The 24,210-nt window shown below is 72.3% G+C and carries 12 protein-coding genes; 7 read left to right on the top strand and 5 right to left on the bottom strand.

Annotated elements, in window-relative coordinates:
* Positions 1–79 precede the first annotated feature (79 nt).
* Positions 80–1,624 (top strand): serine/threonine-protein kinase, encoded by a 1,545-nt coding sequence (locus WMF31_RS15610; protein ID WP_436602706.1) that lies wholly within the window; start codon positions 80–82, stop codon positions 1,622–1,624.
* 141 nt (positions 1,625–1,765) lie between these two features.
* On the opposite strand, the gene WMF31_RS15605 is transcribed toward WMF31_RS15610, so the two are convergent.
* Positions 1,766–3,601: a hypothetical protein gene (locus WMF31_RS15605; RefSeq protein ID WP_436602705.1), complete on the bottom strand. Its 1,836-nt coding sequence runs from the start codon at positions 3,599–3,601 to the stop codon at positions 1,766–1,768.
* 266 nt (positions 3,602–3,867) lie between these two features.
* Entirely contained in the window at positions 3,868–5,511 is a 1,644-nt protein-coding gene (locus WMF31_RS15600; RefSeq protein ID WP_436602704.1) for a sigma 54-interacting transcriptional regulator, read from the bottom strand.
* A 290-nt stretch (positions 5,512–5,801) separates the two neighbouring features.
* On the opposite strand from WMF31_RS15600, the gene WMF31_RS15595 reads away from it, so the two are divergent.
* The 6 genes from WMF31_RS15595 (at position 5,802) to WMF31_RS15570 (ending at position 18,586) form a co-directional block, all read left to right on the top strand.
* Positions 5,802–7,736 (top strand): protein kinase domain-containing protein, encoded by a 1,935-nt coding sequence (locus WMF31_RS15595; protein ID WP_436602703.1) that lies wholly within the window; start codon positions 5,802–5,804, stop codon positions 7,734–7,736.
* Between the two features lie 251 nt (positions 7,737–7,987).
* Complete coding sequence (locus WMF31_RS15590; RefSeq protein ID WP_436602702.1) at positions 7,988–8,875, top strand: SAM-dependent methyltransferase; 888 nt, start codon at positions 7,988–7,990, stop codon at positions 8,873–8,875.
* Complete coding sequence (locus WMF31_RS15585) at positions 8,872–10,179, top strand: hypothetical protein (protein WP_436602701.1); 1,308 nt, start codon at positions 8,872–8,874, stop codon at positions 10,177–10,179. The genes WMF31_RS15590 and WMF31_RS15585 overlap by 4 nt, the downstream gene beginning before the upstream one ends.
* A gap of 86 nt (positions 10,180–10,265) precedes the next feature.
* Positions 10,266–10,514 (top strand): hypothetical protein, encoded by a 249-nt coding sequence (locus WMF31_RS15580; protein ID WP_436602700.1) that lies wholly within the window; start codon positions 10,266–10,268, stop codon positions 10,512–10,514.
* A gap of 86 nt (positions 10,515–10,600) precedes the next feature.
* Positions 10,601–15,934: an AAA family ATPase gene (locus WMF31_RS15575; RefSeq protein ID WP_436602699.1), complete on the top strand. Its 5,334-nt coding sequence runs from the start codon at positions 10,601–10,603 to the stop codon at positions 15,932–15,934.
* A 72-nt stretch (positions 15,935–16,006) separates the two neighbouring features.
* Positions 16,007–18,586, top strand: a complete 2,580-nt coding sequence (locus tag WMF31_RS15570) for a B12-binding domain-containing radical SAM protein (protein WP_436602698.1) — start codon at positions 16,007–16,009, stop codon at positions 18,584–18,586.
* A 351-nt stretch (positions 18,587–18,937) separates the two neighbouring features.
* Here WMF31_RS15570 and WMF31_RS15565 read toward each other — a convergent pair whose 3' ends face one another.
* The 3 genes from WMF31_RS15565 to WMF31_RS15555 all read right to left on the bottom strand — a co-directional run bounded on the left by WMF31_RS15565 (position 18,938) and on the right by WMF31_RS15555 (position 24,138).
* Positions 18,938–20,056, bottom strand: coding sequence for a hypothetical protein (locus WMF31_RS15565; protein ID WP_436602697.1), 1,119 nt, complete (start codon positions 20,054–20,056; stop codon positions 18,938–18,940).
* 139 nt (positions 20,057–20,195) lie between these two features.
* Positions 20,196–21,275 carry a serine/threonine-protein kinase gene (locus tag WMF31_RS15560; protein WP_436602696.1) on the bottom strand — a complete coding sequence of 360 codons (1,080 nt, stop codon included), beginning with the start codon at positions 21,273–21,275 and terminating at the stop codon, positions 20,196–20,198.
* Positions 21,276–21,342: 67 nt separating this feature from the next.
* Positions 21,343–24,138, bottom strand: coding sequence for a protein kinase domain-containing protein (locus WMF31_RS15555; RefSeq protein WP_436602695.1), 2,796 nt, complete (start codon positions 24,136–24,138; stop codon positions 21,343–21,345).
* Positions 24,139–24,210 lie beyond the last annotated feature (72 nt).

Genomic DNA, 24,210 nt, shown 5'->3' with positions numbered 1-24,210 from the left:
GAGTCCGTTCGCGTCGCAGCTGTCCGCGCTCGATCGATCGCCGGGATCCCGGGTACAGTCCAGCGCGCACGCAGCCGCCATGTTTGCTGAGCGGCCGGCGGGCTCCGGTCCTGCAGCGCCGCGCGGCGCCGCGGAGGACGCGACCCGGGCGGCGCCGCTGCAGGGGCGGGTCATCGCCGGGCGTTACCGGCTCGTGCGCCCGCTCGGGCAGGGCGCCATGGGCCAGGTGTGGTGCGCGCACGACCGCGTGAAGCGCCTCGAGGTCGCGGTCAAGTTCCTCGTGGCCCCGCGCATGGGCCCCGACATCGACGTGCTCGGGCGCTTCCGCTTCGAGGCCCAGGTCGCGGCGCAGCTCGGGCAGAAGACCGACCACATCGTCGCCGTGCACGACGCTGGCGAGGATCCCGAGGCAGGCCCGTACCTCGTCATGGAGTACGTGCGCGGCCGCTCCCTCCGGCAGCAGATCCAGGAGCGCGGCCCGGTGCCCGCGCAGGAGCTCGCGTCGCTGCTCTGCCAGGTCGCCGAGGCGCTGTCGGTCGCGCACGGCCTCGGGATCGTGCACCGCGACATCAAGCCGTCGAACATCCTGCTCGTCGAGGGGCGCCACGGCCGCCTGCGCGCCAAGGTCGCCGACTTCGGGATCGCCAAGTGGATCCGCAAGGAGCTGCCCGCCGACTTCCCTCGCCAGACCGCGGACGGCCTGGTGCTCGGCACGCCGGCTTACCTGAGCCCGGAGCACACGTGCGAGGGGCACGCGGATCCGCAGCTCGACATGTGGTCGCTCGCGGTCGTCGCGCACGAGGCGCTCACCGGGCGGCAGCCGTTCCCCGGCCGCAACCTGGCCGACGTGCTCGGCGGCATCCTCGCCGGCGACAGGCCCCCGCTCGCCACGCTGTGCCCGGAGGCGCCGGAGGCGCTGGAGCCCTGGTTCGCGCGCGCCTTCGCCCTGGATCCGGCGGAGCGATTCCCCTCCATCCCGCAGATGATCGCCGGCTTCCTGGACGCGGTCGGCGAGGCGGCGCCGCAGTCGGCGGGGCCGCAGTCGGCGGGGCCGCGGTCGGCGGGGCCGCAGTCGGCGGGGCCGCGGTCGACGGGGCCGAGATCGACCGGGACGCCGGCGCAGGCGGCCGCGACGCCGGCGCCGCGGCGCCGGCTGCGCCTCGCGGTCGCCGGCCTCGTCGCGGCGCTCGGGCTCTCGCTCCCGGCCGGCCTGCTCTGGACGCGGTCGAACGCCACCGCCGCGCAGACGGCGGAGAGCGGCGCGGCGCGTGCCGCGGCCCGCCTCGTCCAGGCGGCGCTGGCGCGCGCGACGTCCCGGGCGAGCGCGCGCGCGGCGCTGGCGCCGGCCGCGGAGCCGGCCGCGGCGGACGCGGCGTCGCAGCCGGGGGCGGAGCCCCCTCCCCCGCCCGCGCCGATCGTGGAGCCATCCCGGGCGGCGGAGCCCTCGCCCACGTCGACCTCGGTCGTCGCGGCGCCCCCGGCGACGGCGCCCTCTCCTGCGCCCACGTCGGCCCCGGCGGCGGCGCCTCCGGCCCGCGCGCCCAGGGCACCGCAGGGCGCGACCCGAGCGCCCACCCCGAAGCGCGCGCACGACGCGGGCTCGTGGAAGAGCACGATCTTCTGAGCAGCACGCTCTCTGCGTGATTGTGCTGGCGAGGCTCGGGCCGGGAACGGTGATGTACACCCGAGCAGAGCGCCGCGGCGAACGCTCCCCGGAGGCGCGGGGCTCGCGGTCTACCGCCGGAGGCAAACCATCGAGCTCCGGCTACGCTGCAGGGCTTGCGGGTGCCCGGTTCGAGTGCCCCGCCGGCCCTTCGCGTCGACGAAGCGAATCGAGCTCTCGAAGGGTAGCGACGGCGGTGAGCAGCGAGAAGACGTCCATCACCAGGTGGGTTGGGTTGGTCATGGCGGTGGCAAGCACCCTCGGCGCGCGGGCGAGCTTCAGCGCATCGCGTGTCGAGGCGCTGCCAGCGACCTGAGCAGCCACGGCGGCCAGCTCGTCGATCCGGCCGGGCTCGACCACCTCGGCCAGCGCGTGGCGCGCGACGTCGAGCTGCTCGCGTACCCAGGGGAGCGAATGCCTGAGCGCCGCCTTGCGCCACAGAAAATGCTCCTGACGGCTGATCGAGCGAACGGGCGCGGTCGCGACCGTCACGTCTCTGTGACCGCTGCGCTGGACCATCGCCGGAGCGTAGCGAGCGTTCGCGAACGGTTGCGCGGCCAGCCTGGGCGACAGGCGCGCCGTGAGCTCGAAGTGCACCCGCTCCTCCAGGCGGTCCGCGAGCGGGAGTGCGTAGTAGTCCTGCAGCAGGGGCAGCGCGAACACCGGGTTCACGTGCGCGCCCCACAGGCCGTCGTGGAGCTTGGCCTGCCCGACCCAGCGCGTGACCCGCTGCTGCAAGTAAAACAGGTCCTGCACGTGCTCGAGCGGAGCGCCTTGCAGCTCGAGCTCGGCGATCCAGCTGCGCACCGAGCGCACGTGGCTCCGGCGAAGGTCCTGGCGCACGACGCGGCTCGCGGACCGCCGCGCCAGCAAGCTCTCGGCGAGCTCGTCCGCGGACAGCGACGGGTCGCTCTGCTTGCGCCGGTACACCTCGCCGAGCAGCCCGTGCACGCCGATTTCTCCGCCCGGGAAGACGGCGTCCTTCATGTCCCACGCCGAGAGCATGCCCTCGGTGAACTTCACGTGGCTCTGCACGCTGCTTCGCAGATCGCTGCGCTCGTCAGGATCGAGTCGCTCGTACCGCAGGCCCAGCATCCTGGCGATCGACCTGCCGACCACGAAATCCGAGTGGTCCTCGGGCGCTCGGAGGTAGCCCGTGACACGCCCGGGAACCCCGAGCGCGTCCAGCATCGACATCACCAGCCGGCTGTCCTTGCCGCCGGTCACGGCCGCGCGGATCGGCGCGGGCGAGGTGCACACGTCGGCCATGCGCTGCCTGGCTGCCAGCGCGTGGGCCTGCCAATCCACCGCGCCGTGCGCGCGCCTCCGCTCCAGCGGCCTTCGCGTGGTGCGCTCCACGCGTCCGTCGCGGCTCAGCCGGATGGATTCGCACGGAGCGAGCAACTCGATGCCTCGGACGGCCGTGCCTCCGGTGCAGAACGGGTAGCCTAGATGAAGGAGCCGGGCAATCGAGCCCAGGTCCGCCTGCAGCTCGAGCCCCTGCATCGCCCGCAGCCGCCAGAGCGGCCGGCAACGGTTGGAGACCGCCGTGTACGCCGAGTTGCAGTCGACATACACGTGCTCTGTCCCCGCTGCCGAGCTGACCGCCAGCAGCGCGGTCTCGTCGCCCGCGATGGCCGACCACTCGCCGTCCACGGTCACGCACGCCTCCAGCAGGTCGCGCGAGGAGGGCGGCGCCGTCAGCGAGCCCGTTCGCGCCAGCATGTACCCGGAGACTGCGGAGATGGCTTGAGGGCTGCTCGTGACCGTCTCGTGCCAGGCCACCCGGTCGTACTCGTAGACGCGCGCAGCCAGGTTGCCCACCGACCAGGAGAACGCGCGCTGCGGCGCGCGCGGGAGGGCGTCGGCGGCGTCGGCCAGGAGGGCGTCCGGCGATAAGGCGCTGTGGGACGCGACGGCAATGTACGTCAAGCTCATGTCCGGGGACTCTAGTGCGGTCCGCCAAGCGGGTCCCACAAATTGCGCGTTGCAGGACGAGCGCGGGCGATATCGCACTGGCGATAAGGCCCGTCTCCCCCGGATCGACTCAGGGGGAGCCGAGGATCTCGACGTCCGTCATGCAGAGGCCGAACGACCTGGCCGCCCCCGGGCGGACGCTCAAGACCGTCCTTGGGATACCGGTCACGTTGTTGGGATGGATCCACGGAATATCACGCTCCCACCACACGAGACGGCAGTGGAGCCTATGCGAGACGCAGCTCGCGGATTCTCCGCAGCAGCGCGCGCTTCGACACCTCGAGGCGATCGGCCATCGCGTCGATGTGTCCCTCGCACTCCCTGTAGCAGCGGGCGATCTCGTCGAGCGGGAGATGGCTGGCCCGGCGGACGCGAGGGCAGCTCTCCACGAGCGCGTAGAGCGATGTCCGCGAGACGCCGAGCAGCTCAGCGGCCGCCTTGAGATCCCACCGGGCGCGGCGGAGCGCGTCGAGCAGCTCCTCTTCGCGCACGTCGGAGGGCTTGCGCCACCCCGCGCCCTTTCCCCTGCCGTGGCCCGGGGGCGCCGCGCCCTGGGTGGCCGATTCCGCCGCCGCCCGCGCCGAGGGCGACGGCACGGCCGGCGCCTCGCTGCTTCTGTCGGCGCGCGTCCGCGGCGCGGGGGTCGGCCGCTCGAGCAGGCGCTCGAGGACCGGCAGCTCCTCGAGGCTCACCGCCCCCCGGCTCCGCATGACCATCTGCCGGACCACGTTCCGGAGCTGGCGGACGTTCCCGGGCCAGTCGTGGCGCGCGAGCCGCGCCACGAGGGGCGCGGGCAGCCACGGCGGCTCGCCCGGCGCCGGGGAGCCGAGCCGGTGCAGCTCGCCCGAGGCCTCGAGCTCCTCGCGCAGGAAGTGGGCGACCAGCCGGCCGATGTCGTCCCGGCGACGGCGGAGCGGAGGGAGCGCGATCTCGTAGCCGGCCAGGCGGTGAAGCAGCGGGGCACGGAAGGTCCCATCGGCGACCCGGGCTTCGAGATCCGCGTCGGTGGCCGCGATGAGACGCGCGCGCGCCTTCCTCGGCTGATGGGCGCCCACCGCCTGGATCTCGCCCGTCTCGAGCGCGCGCAGGAGCATCGCCTGCGCGTCGGGCGGCGCCTCGCCGATCTCGTCGAGGAAGAGCGTCCCGTCCTGGGCCAGGCTGAAATACCCGGGTCGGCTCTGCACGGCGCCGGTGTACGCCCCCCGCTCGGCGCCAAACAGCTCTGCGGCCGCGAGCGCGAGGGGGATCGCCGCCATGTTGACCGCGACGAAGGGCCGACCGCGACGCTCGCCCGCCTCGTGGATGGCCCTCGCGACGAGCTCCTTCCCCGTGCCCGTCTCCCCGCGCAGGAGGACGGTCACATCGAGGTCGGCGACGCGGCGGATATCCCGGCGGACGCGCTCCACGGCGTCGTTGTCGCCGACGAGACCGAGGCGGTCCCCCGGCTTGGGCGGGCTCGGATCCGCCAGGTGGAGCAGCAGGACGACCCGCTCCGCGAGCTCGATGACGACGCCCTGCTCCACCTCGTCTTCCGACAGCTCGCAGGGCGGCTGGAGCGGAGCGCCCTGCACCGCGATGCGCATGCGGCTCCCAGCCGCCTCCAGCCGGATCCGCCGGCCGGGTAGCGCGAGCAGGCGCAGGGGCTTGCGGCTGAGGTGGATGTCCTCGAGCGGCGCGCCGCGGGCAGTCCCCGGCGGAACGAAGCACGGCGCCATCCGCGACAGCTCCACCGCATCCCGAACGGCGATGTCCCGCAGGACGGCACGCTCGCCGATGCGCTCCAGGCGAGGGTGGTAGAGGATGGTGAGGGCGGGTACGAGCCGCGCGCCGGTCCCCGGCGAGGCCACTGCGCTGGGATGCTGCGTCGTCATTGCCCCGAGCGTCGTCGCCCCTGGCCGCTCCACCACCATCGTGCGTGGAGGATACGCGGCCCTCGAAAATCGTGGCAAGACGGGTGGGCGCCTGTCAGCGCGTGACGCCATCACGCCCACCGCCCCCACGCAGCACACATCAGACCACCTCGGGTCGCTCCTCGGATCGCGGTGCGGCACCGGGGGCTCCCGTGCCTACGCGGGCGACTCCGTGGCCGCGCAAGCGCGGCCCTGCCGGCCCGGTGCCCGTTGACCGGCGGTTCCTGAGCGCGTAGGTGTTCCGGCTTATCATGCAGGCCCACATCATCGGAGGCAGGTACGCGCTTCGGCGCGAGATCGGCCACGGCGGCATGGGGGTCGTGTGGGAAGCCTTCGATCAGATGCTCCGCCGGACGGTGGCGATCAAGCGGATGGCTCCCCAGAACGTCGCCTCCGCCGAAGCGCGGCGCCGTTTCGCGCAGGAGGCGACGACGATCGCCCGGGTCCGGCACGAGCACATCGTCCAGGTGCATGACTACGGCATCGATCAGGGGTCGCCCTTCATCGTCATGGAGCTGCTCGAGGGCGAGGACCTCGAGTCGCGGCTCCGGCGGGTGCACCAGCTCCCGGCGGCGGCCGTGCTGTCCTTGCTCCGGCAGATCGGCGCGGGGCTCGACGCCGCAAGCGCGGCGGGCATCGTCCATCGCGATCTCAAGCCCGCCAACATCTTCCTTGCCCGGAACGCCTGCGGCGAGTCCGTGAAGATCCTCGATTTCGGGATCGGGTGGACGCGCCACGAGGGGAGCGACGATCCGTCGAGCGAGCCGTCCAGCGCCCAGTTCGGGACCCCGGCGTACATGAGCCCTGAGCAGGTCCGCGGCGCCATCCCCCACCCCCTGACCGATCTCTGGTCGCTCGGCGTCATCGCCTACCGAGCGCTCACTGGCCATCTCCCGTTTTCGCTGAGCGACGTCCGGGCGCTCATCGTCAGCATCTGCACCGATCCGTTCCCGATGCCGTCGTCCTTCGCCCTCGACCTCCCCCCGGGGCTTGATCGCTTCTTCGAGCGTGCCCTGGCGAAGGACCGTTCTCGCAGGTTCCAGTCGGCCCGCGAGCTCGTCTCGGCCTTCGCCGCGCTCTGCGATGCCGCGACCAGGCGCGCCAAGATCCTCTTCGTCGACGACGAGCCGGACATCCAGCTCCTGCTCGATCTGCATTTCCTCAAGAAGACCGACCGCGCCGCCTATGAGCTCGTCTTCGCCGCCAACGGCCAGCACGCCCTCGACGAGCTCCGGCGGCATCCGGATATCGATGTCGTCGTCACCGATCTCAACATGCCGGTGATGGGCGGGCTCGCCCTCCTCGAGCGCGTCCCGGAGGTGAACCCGCTGGCGAGGACGGTGATCGTGTCCGCGTACGGTGACATGACCAACATCCGCCTCGCCATGAACCGGGGCGCCTTCGATTTCCTGATCAAGCCGATCGATTTCCAGGATCTCGAGGCGACGCTCGTGAAGACCCTCCGCCATGTCGAGGAGCACCGGCGCAAGGCCCGCTCGAACGAGGAGAACGAGATGCTGCGGAGGTTCACGAGCGCGGCCGTGATCGAGCGGCTCCGGTCGCACGGGCCCGCGGGCGTCGCGGCGAGCGAGGCGCTCGAGGCGACGGTGGTGTTCGTCGACGTCCACCGGTTCACCCGCGTCGCGAGGGAGCGGCCGCCCGCCGAGGCCACGCGGGTGCTCAACGCCAACTTCGAGGTGATCGTCCCGGAGCTCCTGGCGCAGGGCGGGATCGTCGACAAGTTCGTTGGCGACGCCGTGATGGCCGTGTTCCATGGGCCGGATCACCTGGATCGAGCGCTCCAGGCGTGCCTCTCCGTGCGCGCGCAGATCGAGACGATCGCGCAGCGCGCAGGCGACGACTCGCCGTACGCGCACGGGGTGTGCGTGGGCCTCTCCACCGGCGACGTCCTCGCGGCGGGCGTCGGCTCGCACGCGTGCGGCCAGCTCGGCTACACGGTGCTGGGCGAGGCGGTGAACGCCGCGGCCCACCTCGCGCGGGCGGCGCTCCCCGGGGAGATCCTCGTCGAGGAGGCGGTCTGCGCGCGGGCCCGGCGCGAGGTGAAGTTCGAGGCCGGCGGCGTGCGGAGCGTCTGGCCGAGGTCGGAGCCGACGCCGGTCTACCGGGTCGTGCGGAGCGAGCCTTCGCCGCCCCCGCTCGCCGAGCAGCCGACCGTCGCGACGTAGCGCCGGCGCGCGGCGGCCTGGATCGTTCGCCGCCGACACGCCACCGACATGTCGGCCGACACGCCGCCGATGCGGCGCCGACATGTCGGCCGACACGGCGCCGACATGCCGGCCGACGCGGCGCCGCCATGCCGGCCGACGCGGCGCCGCCATGCCGGCCGACGCGGCGTCGAGCCCGCCGGTGGAACGTCCCGTGCAAACCATGTCGGCGACCGGACTCGCTCGGTCCACAACGCCGCGAGGTAACTCCCTTGGGACAGCTCGGTGACATCAAGCCCCCTATCGCCGACCGCCGCAGCAAAGGCTCGCTCGTCGTCGTCGGCACCGGCATCCAGTGGGCGGGGCAAACCACGCTCGCCGCCCGCCGCGCCATCGAGGCCGCGGATCGTGTGCTCTTCGCGGTGGCCGACGCGGGCACCGCGGGCTGGCTGCGCTCGCTGCGCCCGGACGCAGTGTCCCTGCGCTACGGATCGAGCGATGGCCCCCCGCGCCGCGAGATCTACCGCCGGATGGTCGACGACATCCTCGCGGAGGTGCGCCGAGACCTGCGCGTGTGCGCGGTCTTCTATGGCCACCCGGGCGTGTTCTCCACGCCGGCGCACGAGGTCATCCGGCTGGCGCGAGGCGAGGGGCACAGCGCGCGGATGCTGCCCGGCGTGTCGTTCCTCGACTGCCTCTTCGCCGATCTGGGCATCGATCCCGGCCACGAGGGCTGCGTGACGTACGAGGCGACCGACTTCTTGCTCCGGCGGCGCCCCTTCGACATCCACACGCCGCTCGTGCTGTCGCAGGTAGCGATGATCGGCAACCCGCACGTCTTCGATCCGGATGCGACCGACCGGATCCGGCAGGGGCTGAGCGTGCTCGCCGAGGTGCTGTGCGCCAGGTTCCCGGGCTCGCACGAGGCGATCCTCTACGACGCGTCGACGCACCCGATCGAGCCGCCGACCATCGTGAAGAAGCCGCTCGGCGCGCTCGCGAGCGCGCCGGTGACGGACGTATCGACGCTGTACGTGCCCCCCGTTGGGCCGGCGCCGGTCGATCGCGCGATGCGAGGGCGGATCGTGGCGGGCGGCACCGGCACCGCGGCGGCCTCGCGGCAGGTGATGTTCCAGCAACCGACAGGAGGCGAGAGATGAGCGGAAATGCAGCGGAACTGGCGACGCTCGCGGAGACCATGCGCCAGGAGGGCAACTACTCGGGAGCGATCGCGCACTTCGACGCGGCCACCACGAAGAACCCCGAATACTGGTGGGCGTACGCGCACCGGGGCGCAGCTCGCGCGGCGCTCGGCGATTTCGACGGAGCGCACGACGATCTCTTCAACAAAGACGTGATCGCGTTCTATCGGGAGCGCAACTGGCGGTGGCTCTGCGCGCAGCAGGGCGAGCTGTACCGCCTCTGGGCGATGGCGTCCACCTCGACGCTCGAGGAGAGCAACGCAAGGAGCTCCCACAACCTGCTGCGCTCCGGGCTCGCTGTAGCGCCGTGGCATCAGCTGACCAGCAAAGCAATCGCGCTGTTCACGAAGGCCCTCGAATGCACCAGCCCTGATTGCCCCGAGCCCAGGTGCTCCGCGTGTGAGTCGCACAAAACCAAGCGCATCAAGAACAACAACCCCTGGATGCTTGCACACCGCGGCGCCACCTATGCAATGCGCTGCTGGATCATGAACGATCTTCTTTCGACACTGGAAATACATGACACACATACCACGAAGACGTTCAAGAGCGACCACAGAAATGCCATCGATGACCTCTCAGCGGCGGCCCAATGCAACCCGACCTATGGTTGGGCGTACCTGTTCCTCGCCGTCATTCACTCCATCCCAGACGAGCTACCCGACCGCAGCAACAACACATTGAATCAGCACCATAACAGCATGCCACTCAGCCACGACAAATCCCTGCAATACATCGGGAAGGCGCAGCTGAGCGGGCTCAACCGGGACCTGACGATGGTTCGCCTCATGATGGAGCTCTCCATCTACACTGGTGGCCAGTCAGCTCGATTGTTACGCCAACGCACCGCTCACGCCGACCATGTGGCGAAGCACGAGGCCGTACAGACGCTTCGTGAGGGTGTGAGGTACGCGTGGCAGGCGCTGCAGATGGAAAACGACGACACGCTTGCGCGCTATTTCGTCGCGAACGGCCTGCATGAGCTAGCAGAGCTCGACAACATCAACCTCGAGATCTCCGAGAACCCCACGCTGAAGGCCGCGCTCAAGCGCGCACGCGTGGCGGTCGAAGGGATGAAGGCTCGTTGCCAAGCCATGAGCGGCGGCCTCGATTGCATGGAGAAGAACTGGGAGTCCGCGCGGAGAACTCTCAACGAAATTCGAGAGAGCAAGGACCTCCAAGCGATCACGATCGTGCGCCGTGACCCGGCCTGGGCGAGGCTGCCGCCCGAGGACAAGGAAAGGATCAAAGGCGAGACATGAACCGGTAGGCCTACCAGGACAGGCTCAGGCCCAGGTCCGGGTTGGCGAAGCCCATCGACGCTGAACATAACACACAGGAGGACGCCGTGAATTCCGTATTCCAATTGCTGACCGACCTCAGCATCGACCCGTTCCGCCTCGACGAGTTCCTGAGCGATCCCGCTCCGATGTTCGCATCGCGGGGGATTCGCCCGGAGGACATCTCATCGATCATGCGCCCCGCCGGGATCGCGCCCGGCGGAACCTGGCACCGCGGCGCCGCATTCGCCGATCCCGGCTATGACCCGCTGCCCGATCCGGATGTCCCCGATTCGCCCGAGCAGGAGATGGTGTAGGTCCACGGCAGGCCTGCCCAGGTCCTGGGAGCGCTCGCCAGAGATAGCGCGTGACCTCTCCACCCGCGCCGGCACCCGGAGCTTTCATGTTGACCAGTCTCTTTGGCTGCGACGTCCGCGAAATTCTTCATATGGGCAAACACACCGCCGTCTACCGCGCGCGTCGGCGCGCCGACGGGGCGCCGGTGGTCATGAAATTGCTCGAGGCCCCCCACCCGCCGCCGCGGCGGCTCGCGGCGCTTCGTCACGAGCACGCGCTGCTTTGCAGGTGCGGCGGCGAGAACGTGGTGCACGCCTACGGGCTGGAAGAGGAGCAGGGCCGCTTCGGGATCGTCATGGAGGATTTCGGCGGCGTCGCCCTCAAGGCCGCGATGCTGGCCGGGAGGCTGACGCTCGAGGAGTTCCTCGAGATCGCGATCGTGCTCGCGAGGACGATCGACCACATTCATCGACGCCGCGTGGTGCACAAGGACATCAATCCATCCAACCTCCTCATCCATCCCGAGACACGACAGATCAAGCTGATCGATTTCGGCATCGCGACCGTCCTGACGACCGAGCACCAGAACTTCGGCAGCCTGAGCGCGCTCGAGGGGACGCTCGCGTACATCTCGCCGGAGCAGACGGGGCGAATGAACCGCCCGATCGACGAGCGGACCGACCTCTACTCGCTCGGCGTGACGCTCTTCGAGCTGCTGACCGGCCGACGCCCCTTCGTGGCGGAGGATCCGCTGGAGCTCGTGCACTGCCATATTGCCCGGCGGCCCCCCTCGCCTGCGGAGCTCAACCCCGCGGTGCCCGAAGCGATCGCTACGGTGCTCTTGAAGCTCATGGCCAAGGACGCCGACGAGCGTTACCGCTCCGCGGCCGGCCTGGGGGCGGACCTGGCGCGCTGCCTCGATGGGATCAGGCGCGCTGGCGCCATCGAGCCGTTCCTTCTCGGCGCCGATGACCGTCCGGATCGGATCCACTTTCCCCAGCGACTTTATGGTCGCGACGTCGAGACGAGGCAGCTCCTCGGCGCGTTCGAGCGGGCCACGCGCGGCGCCGTGCTGATGCTCGTATCGGGCTACACCGGCATCGGCAAGACAGCGTTGATCCAGGAGGTGCATCGCCCGCTCACGGCCCGCCGCGGGTACTTCGCTGCCGGCAAGTACGACCCGATCCGGAGCGCGCCGTACAGCGCGTTCCTGCTTGGGTTCCAGGCGCTCGTCCAACAGATCCTGACCGAGAGCGAGGCGCAGCTCGACGCCTGGCGCGACCGGATTCTCGGCGCGCTGGGGTCCAACGCGGCGGTGCTCGCGGCGGGGTGCCCGTCCCTCTGCGCCGTCATCGGCGCGCAGCCGCCTCCGGCCCCGCTTCCGCCCGACGAGGCGCGCAACCGCTTCCACGAGGCGGTGCACCAGTTTCTCTCGCTGTTCGCACGGCCCGAGCATCCGCTCTGCTTCCTCATCGATGATCTCCAGTGGGCGGACGCCGACTCATTGAAGCTCCTTCACGAGCTGCTCCACATGGCCCGCGATCAGTCGCTTTTCCTGCTCGGCGCCTACCGTGACAGCGAGGTCGGAGAGTCTCACCCCCTCCGCGCCACCGTGGCGCAGATCGAGGCCCAGGGATCTCACGTCGAGCGGCTGGCGCTCTCGCCGCTCACCCGGGAGGACATCGGGCGCTTCCTGGGTGACGCGCTGTGCATGCCCCCCGGGGAGATCGCGGAGCTCGCCGATCTGGTCGTCGCGCGCACCGGCGGCAACCCGTTCTTCCTGCGCGCCTTCGTGATGTCGCTCCACGCCGACGGGCTGCTCCAGCCATCCCCCGCGGGGTGGCGCTTCGACACGAACGCCATCAGCCGGCGCGGCGTCACGGACAACGTGGTTCACCTCCTCGCATCGCGCCTCGAGCGGCTCCCTGCCCAGACCGGGGAGCTGCTCCGCATCGCCGCGTGCATCGGCAACCGCTTCGACCTCGGCACGCTGGCGAAGGTGGCGGTACGGCCGGTAGACGAGATCGGCCGCGCGCTCTGGGACGCTGTCGCAGAAGGACTCGCGATCCCGCTCGACCACGTGCATTCCTCGGTGGAAGCGGCGGCAGGGCCCGAGCTTCAGTTCCGCTTCGCGCACGACCGCGTCCAGGAGGCCGCGCTCGCCGCGCTCGACGAAGGCAGCCGCGGGCGGCTGCACCGCTACGTCGGGCGGAAGCTGCTCGAGCTGCTCGATGCGGGCGAGGAGATGCTCTTCGACGTTGTCGATCAGCTCAACCGAGGCGTCGGGGCGATCTCCGACCCTGTCGAGACAAACGAGCTGGCGCGCCTCAACCTGCGCGCCGCGCGGAAGGCGCTCGACGCGGCGGCGGCCGAACCTGCCTTGCGGTACGCGAGGGCAGGGATAGCGCTCCTGTCGGAGCAGGACTGGGAGCGAGACGACGTGGCGCGCGACCTGCACGACCGCGGCGTCGAGGCGGCGTTCTGCTGCGCCGACTTCGAGACGTCGCAGTCCCTTTCGGCCGCGCTCCTCCGCCACGCCCGCACGCCTGTCGAGGAGGCACGCGTACGCCGCATCGAGGCGCAGGTGCTGGTGGCCCAGGGCCGGATGGCCGAGGCGCTCGAGATACTCGCGGATCTGCTCGCACGCCTCAGCTTTCCGCTGCCGTCGCCGGCGACGCCCGAGACGGTGGCCGAGGAGATGCGACGCACGGAGGATGCGCTCGCCGGCCGCGCCATCGAGGAGCTCGCGCACCTCCCGCGCTGCACCGACGAGGCGGCGCGGACCGCCCTTGAGCTGCTGAATCGAATGATCCTTCCGGCCGTCATGACGTCGTATTCTCTGGTCGCGCCGATCGTATGCAAGGCGATTCAGATCTCGATGACGCACGGGAACACCGTCGACTCGGCCTTTGCATACACGTTCTACGGTGTGCTGCTCGCCAAGAACGAGGACATCGATCGGGCCACTCGCTTCGGCCGCGCGGCGGTCGTCCTCTCCGACGCGTTCGGCGACAACGGCATGCGTTCGTTCGTCTACATCTACGCCCATTGCCAGCTCATCCACTGGACCCTGCCGCTCCACGAGCTCGTGCAACATTTCCTCGACGCATACCGGTATGGAATGGAGGCTGGCAGCCCGTACAACGCGTCCTGCGCTGCCTCGAGCTGGTGCTTGATGCGGCTCCTCGCCGGCGATCCGCTCGGCGAGGTCGTGCCCGACCTCGAGCGCTACGCCGAGGTCGCGGTCCGCTTACGTCAGAACGTCGTCAAGAACTGGCATGACGTCATCCATCAGTTCGCGCGCAACCTGGTCGAGGAGACGGCGGATCCGACCCACCTTGTCGGGCGGGCCTACGACGAGGAGGCCCGGCTGTCGGAGATCACCGATGACGGCGGGATGGGAAACTACCACCTGTTCAAGGTGATGCTCTGCTACGTGTTCGGCGATTTCGAGCGCGCCGCCGCGCATGCCCGGGCGCGCGAGCCGTATGCCGCGACGACGATGAACTCCTTGTATGAGCCGATCCTGGCGCTCTGGGACTCGCTCGCGCGGCTCGCGGTCTTCCAGCGCTCCGACGAGGCCGAGAGGGCGCAAATCCTGGCGCGGGTCGCGGAGCACGAGCGAAAGCTCGAGATCGCCCTCCCGCACTGCCCGAAGACGATCGCGCACAAGGCCGCCCTCGTCCAGGCGGAGCGCGCGCGCGCCGAGGGGCGCGACAACGACGCGCGCACGCTCTTCGAGCGCGCCGTCACGCTGGCGCGCGCGAGCGGCTACGTCCATGAAGAGGCGCTCGCCTGCGAGCGCGCGGCGCGGTTCCTCCTGGAGAGGCGCGAGGTGCGCGCCGCGCGCAGCCGCTTCCGCGAGGCGCACGAGGCCTACCTCCGCTGGGGCGCGGTGACCAAGGCCAAGGCGCTCGAGCGCGAGCTGCCGCACCTGGTGCCGCGCGTGGCCAGCGTCACGTTCAGCCCCGTCACCCTGACCGGCACGCGAGGCGGCGAGTGGGACCTGAACGTGCTCGATCTGGTCAGCGTCATCAACGCGTCCCAGGCGCTCTCGAGGGAGGTCGACCGGGACCGGCTGCTGACGCGCCTCATGGCCCTCCTCATCGAGACCGGCGGAGCGGAGTCGGGCGCGCTCCTCCGCGAGCGCGATGGGCAGTGGATCGTCGAGGCAGAGAGGCGCGTCGACGACGAGCTGCCGGGCGGGGCGCCGCCGCCGGGGGGCGACGGCGCCAAGATCCCAGGGCGCCGCGGCGTGCCCGAGTCCGTGGTCAATTACGTGGCGCGGACGGGCGAGCCGCTGGTCATCGACGACGCCATGTCGAGCCCGCAGTTCCGGCGCGACCCGTACATCGCGAGGCACGAGGTCGTGTCCATCCTGTGCTTCCCGCTCCCGCGCCAGTCGGAGCGGAAGGGCATGGTGTACCTCGAGAACAACCTCATGAAGGGGGCGTTCACGCCCGGCCGCATCAAGATCCTGCTGCTCCTGTCGACGCAGGCGGTGATCTCGCTCGACAATGCGGTGCTGTACCGGACGCTCGAGCAGCGGGTCGAGGAGCGCACGCGCGAGCTCTCGGCGAAGAACGATGAGCTCGTGGCGGCGATGGCCCGGCTGCGCGAGGCGCAGGATCGCCTCATCGTGCAGGAGCGCCTGGCGTCGCTCGGCACGCTCACCGCCGGCGTCGCGCACGAGCTGCGCAACCCGCTCAACTTCGTGAACAATTTCGCGCAGCTGGCGGAGGGAATGCTCCAGGACGCGAAGGTCGCGCTCGGCGAGGTCGAGGGCGAGCTCGCGGCGGCCGGCGCGGGCGCGGCCTCGAGCGGCCGCCTGCGCGCGACGCTGGACGATGTCGCGCGCAGCATGTCCAGCATCCAGCGCAACGGCCGCCGGATGGACGGCATCATCAGCTCGATGCTGGAGCACTCCCGCGGCGGCCAGGGCGAGCGCCGGGAGACGGATCTGAACGCGCTGGTCGAGAAGTTCGCGTCGCTCGCCGCGCAGGGGCTGCGCTCCCGGACACCGCCCCTCGAGGTCTCGCTGGAGCTCGCGCTCGATCCATCGGTCGGCCAGCTTCAGCTCGTGCCCCAGGAGATCAGCCGCGTGCTGCTGAACCTGATCGATAACGCTGGATACGCGGTGAACGCGAAGAAGGCGACCGGCGACCCGCTGTACCAGCCGCACATCCGGGTCGCCACCCGCGGCGACGGCGATCTCGTCGAGATCCGCGTCTACGACAACGGCGTGGGCGTCCCGGCAGACATCCGCGACCGCCTGTATAACCCGTTCTTCACGACGAAACGACCGGGCGAGGGGACCGGGCTCGGGCTGTCGATCTGTTACGACATCGTCGTCAAGAGCAACCGCGGCAGCATCCGGTTCGACTCGATCGAGGGCGAGTTCACCGAGTTCATCATCCGCCTGCCGCGACAGCCCACGTGATCGCGCTCCGCGCGCGGGGCACGCCCGCGCGCGCCCCCGGAGAGGCAACCACTCTGATCATCGAGGGATCTCATGGAGCACCATCGGATCGCCGCGTCGTCCAACCTGATCATCGCGCTCCACCCGCCGCCCCACCCGCGGGAGCCGAGGAAGCTCGTGGGGTGGGTGCCGGGGGCGCGGAACCGCGTCCTCTTGACCCGCTCGAACGCGCTGGTGCTCGCCGAGCTCTCGTCGGGGCGAACGCGCTGGGATCCCGCGTGCACGGCGGCGCCCGACGCGGCCGCGTGGGACGCGGCCGTGAAGAGCCTCTTGCGGTCGGGGTTATGCGTCGAGGGCGCGGAGGAGCGCGCATGGCCGCCGCCGCCAGATCGGGAGATCGAGCGCCGCGACGCCGACGTCGGACCGATCTCCCGGCCCGTGCCGAGCCGCCTCCAGCTCCCGTGGAACTTCGCGATGCGACCGGGGCCGTGCGGCCTCCTCGCCTTCAGCGCGGCGAGCCGGCGATACCTGCTCTTGCCGCCCGAGGCCGTGGCCGTGCTCGTGTCGTTCGTGAACGCGGCCGACCCGGGCGAGGTGTTCGCAGGCGATGCGCCCGGCGCCCGGACCTGGCTGGAGCTGCTCGTGGCGCGCGGCCTCCTCGTCGCCGCGCAGGCCGACCACGGTGCGCGCGTGGTCCAGAGCCGGCTCGCCGACGTGAGGGCCGCCTGCGCCGAGCAGCAGGGCCGCTTCGCGCAGGAGCTCGAGCAGCTCTCGGCGACGGCCGTGACGGCCCCGTCGCGGCGCGCCCCCGAGCGCACGCCGGTCTACCTCGTCTCCGCCGCGGAGAGCCACGAGCCCCGGTCGTACCTCCCGCTCGCGCTCGGGATGATCCTGGCCCACCTCCGGAATTACGAGGGCGGCGCCCTGTCGCGCTCGTACGACATCATCCCCGAGCTGCTGCTCACCCCGGCGGCCGTGCGCGACGCCATCCTCCGGCGCGGGCCGGGCGTCGTCCTGTTCTCCGATTACGCGTGGACGATCGACGTCCACCTCCGCATCTCGAAGGCGCTCAAGGCGGCGAGCCGCGAGTTCGTCACGGTGCACGGCGGCCCGTCGGTGCCCGCCTACGAGGCGGAGGCGACCCGGTTCTTCGCCCAGCACGACCACGTCGACGTGGCGGTGCGCGGAGAGGGCGAGTCGAGCGCGGCGGAGATCCTGAAGGCGCTCGCGCGCTCTCCGGGCCGTCCCGCGGCCGGGCTGCACCACCTGCGTGAGGTCCCAGGCCTCACGATCCGCGATCCGGCGTCGGGGGCCGCGCTGCGGACCGCCGACCGCCAGCGCACGGCGGACGTGAACGTCTTCCCCTCGGCGTACCTCACGGGCTCCTTCGATGGCTGCCGCATGGACGAGTTCGTCGCCGCGTGCCTCGAGACCAACCGCGGCTGCCCTTACGGCTGCACCTTCTGCGACTGGGGCCAGGCGACCCTGCAGAAGATCAGGACGTTCGATCTGGACCGCATCCGGGGAGAGATCGAGTGGATCGCGACCCATCGAATCCCGATCCTCATGTGCGCCGACGCGAACTTCGGCGTCCTCGAGCGCGACGTCGAGATCGCCCGCATGGTGGCGGACGCGCGGCGGCGACACGGCTTTCCTCGCCAGCTCGCCGTCAATTATGCCAAGAACGCGACGGACAGGATCGCCGAGATCATCCGCATCCTCCGCGACGCCGACATCGCCGCCGAGGGCATCCTCGCCATGCAGACGACCGACCCGACGACGCTCGGCATCGTCCGGCGCTCGAATATCAAGACGCGACGGTTCGAGGAGCTGACCGACGTGTTCCGCGGGCTGAAGCTGCCGATCTCGACGGACCTCCTGATCGGCCTGCCGGGCTCCACGGTCGACTCGTTCGCGCGCGACCTCCAGTACTGCATCGATCGCGGCGTGCCGGCGCGGGCCTACGCGACACGTGTGCTCGTGAACAGCCCGATGGCCGACCCCGCGTACCGGGAGAAGTACCGCATCGAGACGGACGAAAAGGACGAGATCGTCGCGACCTTCAGCTTCACGCGAGAGGATCTTCGGACGATGAAGAGGCTGTACGATGCTTACCGCCTCTACGAGGGGTCCGGCGTGCTGTTTTACGTGCTCCGGTACCTCCAGTGGGATCACGGGATCCAGGCGACCGATTTCCTGCGTCGTCTCCTCGAAGCCCTGGCCGCGTCGCCGGGCGCATACCCCGCGCTGGCCTGGGTGGATCGCTACTCGCCCTGGAATCTCAACGTCGGCGGGTGGCGCCCCTTCTACGATGATGTTGCGCGCTACATCGAGGAACAGTACGGGATCGGCCGGTCGTCCGCGCTCGCGACCGCGCTCCGGGTGCAGGAGGCCGTCCTCCGGGAGCCGGGACGGGTGTTCCCGGAGACCGTCCAGCTCGCCCACGACTTCGTGGCCTGGTGGCGGGATCACGGCGCGGGGACCTCGCGGCCCGCGGCGGCCACGACGCTCGACGGCTATCCGCCCGCGGCGCTGGTCGTGGATGATCCGGACGGGCTCTGTCGCCTGGATTTGAGCCGGCAGCGTCAATACGATCACCACTTCGTCCGCTGGGAGCTGCGATCGCCCCTGCGCACCGCGGACGCGGTCGCCCTGTTCCTCGATACGGCCTGATTCGCCTGGCCGGACGGTCCCCGCTCCAGGAAGGGCGTCCGCCTGGTGTCCGGACCGGACGACACGATCGCCGCTCTCGTGGTGCGTCACCGAAGCGCGTCCCGGGGTCGTCGCGGAAGGGCCGGCGCAGGCGGGCCACAAAAGGGGCCCGCCGGAGCGCAGGCCCCGTGAGCGGCGACCCCGGGACGCGCTTCGGTGACAACCTTCCAGGGCGACCAACGGGTTGAAACCGCCTGAAAAGTGCAGAAATTCGAACCGCCGAGCCGCCAAGGACGCCAAGGAGAGAATCCATTCTTGGCGTCCTTGGCGGCTTGGCGGTTGAGCTCTCGCTTGTTCAACGTGATCGGTGCTCTAGCGATATGGCCCCTGGGAGCCGGGCGCCGCGAGCGCCGAGACGATCGCGATCGCGCGCTCGATCGGCTCTCGCCCCGTCTCGAGCTCGCTGAAGACCAGCGTGACCGCGGCCTCGTTGCCGATGATGGCCGACGGGCGGAGCGCGAGGATCTCCCGCGCGAGCTCGTCGGTGAAGCGCGGTGCCACCTTCTCCGGCGCGCTCGCCTGCACCTCGTAGGCCCGGAGCAAGGCGTCGCCGCCGGGCGGCTCGGACCTCCCCCGCGTCGATCCGCGCCGGGCCCGGCGCTTCAGCGCGAACCGCTCCGAGGGGGACGCGACGCGGGCCGCGCTCACCCGCGTGCCGAGCCGACCGTTCCTGGCGCTCCGGCCGAGCTCCACGCAGACCAGCCTGCCGCGGTGCTCGAGCTCGATCGTCACCTCCCCTCCGGACTCGGTGCTGGGCCCGGGCGACAGGCTCCCGCCGAGCTCCTGCGCCAGCGCCCGCCACGCCTTCGCGAGCTCCCGGCCGCGGCCGGCGACGAGGGCGGCGGCGTGGAGGGCGCGCACGAGCCGCTCGGCGTCGTCCTCCAGCCCGGCGCGGATCGAGGTCAGCCGGTGCGCCTCGAGCGTGAGCTGGTACTCGGACGCCGCGCGGAGCGCCGCGCGCAGCCGCGGCGTGAGCCACCAGCGCGCGAGCGTCGGGCTGCTCGCCCTCACGACGAAGGCGCCGTCCGCCTTCAGGTTGCCGACGTCCACCAGCCTCCCCCGGAACCCGCCGTCGCCCGTCCCGCGCAGCCGCTGCTCGTGCACCCGGAGCCGGAGGCCCGACGGGTTCCTCGCGGTGCTGGTGATGCGGGTCATGTACCGCACGCCCGACACCCCGCGGTGGTCGACGTCATGGTCGACGAGCAGCGCCACGCTCTCGAGTACCACGGTGATCTGCATCCGGGGCTCTCCCAGACGGCCCGGCCCCGAGCGGAACTGCCCGCCGACGAGGCTCGCCGCGCGCTGCCAGACGGGCCGGACGAGCCGCCAGCGGGCCTCGGCGGTCCGCCGGGCCGCGTCGCTCGCCTGCGCGAAGCACCTCGCGAGCCCTGCGATTCCCGTGAGGATCATCAGGAAGAAGAGGGGCTCCATCCTCCGCCATCGTAGCCCTCCCGCCGAGGGCGCGCCCCTGCCCCGGCAGCCCCGCGCCGAGCAGGGCCCAGTCTCGCGTCGCCCAGGCTCGTCCTGGTTCCGCGCCGATCGGGGTGACCGGGGCCCCGCCCGCGCGCCTTCACCCCCGCCGGCTCGCCGGCGCCACCATCCCGCTCGAGTCCCCCTCGCCCACCACCCCCGCCGCGTGTATCGCCCTCAGCTCGTCGAGGATCTCCGGCGTCGCGAGCGGCCCGCCCGGCCTGGAGATCGACGAGATCGACGCGAGCGGGCGCAGCGGCTCCGGCAGGCGCCCCTCCGCCCGCGCGCGCACCCGCTCGCGCGACCCCGCGTGCCCCTCGCGCCCGGCCGCGTCCCGCAGCGCCGCCGCGAAATCGGCGGCCGTCGGCCAGCGCGCGTCGCGATCGCGCTCGAGCGCCCGCGCCACGACGCCCGCGACGGCCGGCCCCACGCCCTCGCGCTCGCGCGACAGGGGCGGCACCTCCCGCTCCAGCACGGCGTGCAGGATCGAGAGCATGCTGCTGCCCGCGAACAGCCGCCGGCCCGCCACGACCTCCCACGCCACCGCCCCGAGAGAGAACACGTCCGAGCGCCGATCCAGCGGCCTCGCGTGCGCCTGCTCCGGGGAGAAGTAGCTCAGCTTCCCCTTCACCGTCCCGGTCTTCGTCCGCGTCGCGCGGCGCAGCGCCCACGCGAGCCCGAGATCGCAGAGCCGCGCCCGCCCGTCGACCCCGACCAGGATGTTGGAGGGCGAGATGTCCCGGTGAATCACCTGGAGCGGCTCCCCCGCGCCGTCCCGCGCCTCGTGCGCCGCGTGCAGCCCGTCGGCCGCCTGCGCCACGAGATCGATCGCGTCGCCGATCTCGAGCGGATCCGGCGGCCTCGCGAGGCGCTTGAGCGTCACCCCCACGATGAGCGGCATCACGAGGTACGGCGCGCCGCGCTCGTCCAGCCCGCGATCGAGCACCGGGACCACGTGCGGGCTCGCGATGCGCGACGCGAGGCCCGCCTCGTCGAAGAGCATCTCCGCATACATCGGGTCGTGCCGCAGGTCGGCGCGGATCCGCTTCACCGCCACGAGCGGCGCGCGCTCCCCCGCCTCCCCCGCGCGCCGGGCGATGAAGACCTCGGCCATGCCGCCCGTCGCGAGCTGCACCAGGAGCTCGTACGGGCCCGCCGCGCCCAAATCAGCCGACTCCATGCTCGATACTCCGGGCCGGCGGTTATCACGTCAATGGAAAATCATCAATCTCACACCAATTTACACCTCATCGCACGCTGTCGCCCCCGGGCTCCTCCGGGCCTCCGAGATCCGCGGGCTGCCCTGGAGCGGCCTGCGCCTGTCCCGGGTGCGCGCGGGCCAGGGCGGCGGCCTCCTGCTCCGCGTGCTCGGCCAGGATCCGCGCGTCGGTCTCGCCCACGGAGCGCAGCCACCGCGCCGCCGCCCGGTGCCCGGCGGCGCGATCGCCGTCGGTGAGCATGCCGTAGGCGGCGTCGCGCACCAGGGCGTGGCGGAACGTGAGCTCGTCGTGCCCCGGATAGCGCGATGGGGCGCGCCGGGCGACGAGCTCCTCGTCGAGCAGGCTCCGCAGCCAGCGATCGAGCGACTCGGCCGTGGCGCCCGCGCCGAGGAGATGCCGCACCCCCGCGGGCCAGAAGCTGGCGCCGAACAGGCTCGCCGCCCGCAGCGTGCGCCGCGCCTCGGCCGGGAGCGCCTCGATGCGCGCGTGCACCAGGGCCACCAGCGTGGGCGGCAGGTCGCTGCGGCCCTCGGCGCGCGCGCGCACGAGCTCCTCCAGGAAGAACGGGTGACCGTCGGCGTGCGCGACGAGCCGCGCCACCTCGGCCGGGTCGAGCTCGTCCCCGAGCGCGCTGCGGACGAGGCGCTCGGCCGCCCGCGCGCCGAGCGGCCCGAGCTTGATGTGCTGCACCCCGCGCTGCATCCACAGCCCGGGGAAGGCGTCCACCACGCCGTGGCGCGCGAAGCCGACCACGAGGAGCGGGCGATCCGCGAGCGCCTGGAGCGCCTCGTCCAGGACCGCGACCGAGCCGGGGTCGGCCCAGTGCATGTCCTCGAGCACCAGCACGACCGGCCCCTCGGCGCACCGGCCGGCGAGCCACTCGAGCGCGGCGCGGCGGACCTGCTCGCCCAGGAGGCCGGCGTCCCCGCGGGCGGCGCGGAGCTCCGGATCCGGGTCGTCGAGCGGCGCGCCCGCGATCTCGCCGAGGAAGCGGGCGACGCGCCACGCGTCCGCCGCGGGCACGACGCGCGCCACGTGCCCCCGGATCTTGCCGCGCCGCGCCTCGACCGCCTCGCCGGGCGCGCAGCCGGCCGCGGCGAGGGCGAGCTCGCCGACCAGGCCGAACGGGGCCGCCGCGCGGCGCGGCTCGCCGCGCGCCACGTCGACCGACGCGCGCGCGTCGAGGGCGCGCACCGCGCGGACGAGCTCGCGGCGCAGGCGGGACTTGCCGATGCCCGCCTCGCCGAGCACCAGGGCGGCGCGCGCGACGGGCTCCTCGGCGCACTGCTCGAACAGCCCGCGCAGGGCGCCGAGCTCGCGATCGCGCCCGACGAACGCGGGGATCCGCCCGAGGAGCGCGCGCTCCGGCGCCGAGGCGCCGCGCTCACCCGTGAGCGAGAACGAGGGCGCGCCGCCCTTCACCTCGAAGCGCGGGGCCGCGAGCCCCGCCGTGATCTCGTCGAGGCGCACGTCGTCGCGCGCCTCGCGCAGCCGGGCGACGGCGCGGTCGATCACGTCGCCCGCCGGGAGGCGCCCGCGCACCTGCGCCCGGCCCGTGGCGAGCGCGACGCGGCGCGCGGGCAGGCGCGCCTTCAGGGCGAGCGCGCACTGCGCGGCGCGCGCGGCGAGGTCGAAGGCCACCGTCGCGCCGGACCCGCCGCGCCCCGAGAGCGCCTCTTCGCCCTGCGAGGACAGGAGCACCATGCGCGCGCCGCCCGGGAGCCGCACGAGCGCGCCGCCGAACGCGCCCGCGATCTCGGCGACGACCTGCTCGGCCGCCTCGCCCGCGCCCTGCTCGGCCGCCACGCCCGCGCCCTGCTCGGCCGCCACGCCCGCGCCCTGCTCGGCCGCCTCGCCCGCGCCCTGCTCGGCCGCCTCGCCCGCGCCCTGCTCGGCCGCCGGCGCGTCCCCCCGTTCGCCGACGTCGGTGAGGACGACGCTGATCAGCCGCCGCTCGTCGCCGGTCACCGGGCCCGGCCCGCCGTCGGGGCCGCCGGGCGAGCGCGCGAGCAGGGCGCGCGCCCCGGCGAGCGCGGCCGCCGCCGCGCGGCCGTCGGCGGGCCGCGCGGCCGGGTCCTTCGCGAGCAGGCGCGCGGCGAGCGCGTCGAGGGCAGGCGGCACGTCCGGCCGCCGGTCGGCGAGGCGCGGCGCCTCCTCCAGGAGGATGCGGCACATCTCCGCGAGCGGGTCGTCGGCCGCGAACGGGCGCTGGCCCGCGACGCACTCGAAGAGCAGCACCCCCAGCGAGAAGACGTCGGCGCGCGCGTCGACCTCGCCGTCGCCGCGCGCCTGCTCGGGGGCGATGTAGCCCATCGACCCGACGAGCGCCGTCGCCTCCGTGACGAGCGTGGTCGACGCGACCGCCCGCGCGACGCCGAAGTCGAGCAGCGTCACGCCGTCGATCCGGCCGTCGCGGAGGAGCACGTTGCTCGGCTTGAGGTCGCGGTGCGCGATCCCGAGCGCGTGCACCGCGGCGAGCGCCTCCGCGACCTGGTGGGCGACGAGCAGCGCGTCCGCCACGGGGAGCGCCCCGCCCCGGAGGCGCGCGTCGAGCGTCACCCCCTCCAGCCACTCCATCGCGAGCCACAGGGCGCCGTCGTCGGCCGTGCCGTGCGCGATGTGCTGGACGATGAGCGGGTGCTGCACGGCCTCGAGCAGGCGCGCCTCGCGCCGGAAGCGGACGGCGAGCTCCGCGGGGGCGACCTTGAGCGCCACGGGGCGACCGGTGTGCCGGTCCGTCGCCCGGTAGACCGCGCCCATCCCACCGGCCCCGGCCAGGCGCTGCACCTCGAACCGGCCTGCGACCAGCGTGCCCTCGCGCATGGCGCGATCCTATCCGAGAGCACCTGGTACGTCCGCGCGCGGCGCGCCCGGAGAGGTGACGTACCGGGGGGT

The organism is Sorangium sp. So ce1036 (genome assembly GCF_051369805.1).
GTDB lineage: Bacteria > Myxococcota_A > Polyangia > Polyangiales > Polyangiaceae > Sorangium > Sorangium cellulosum_F.
Note: the sequence above shows the minus strand (reverse complement) of the source record. Positions and strands in the feature narration are given on the sequence as shown.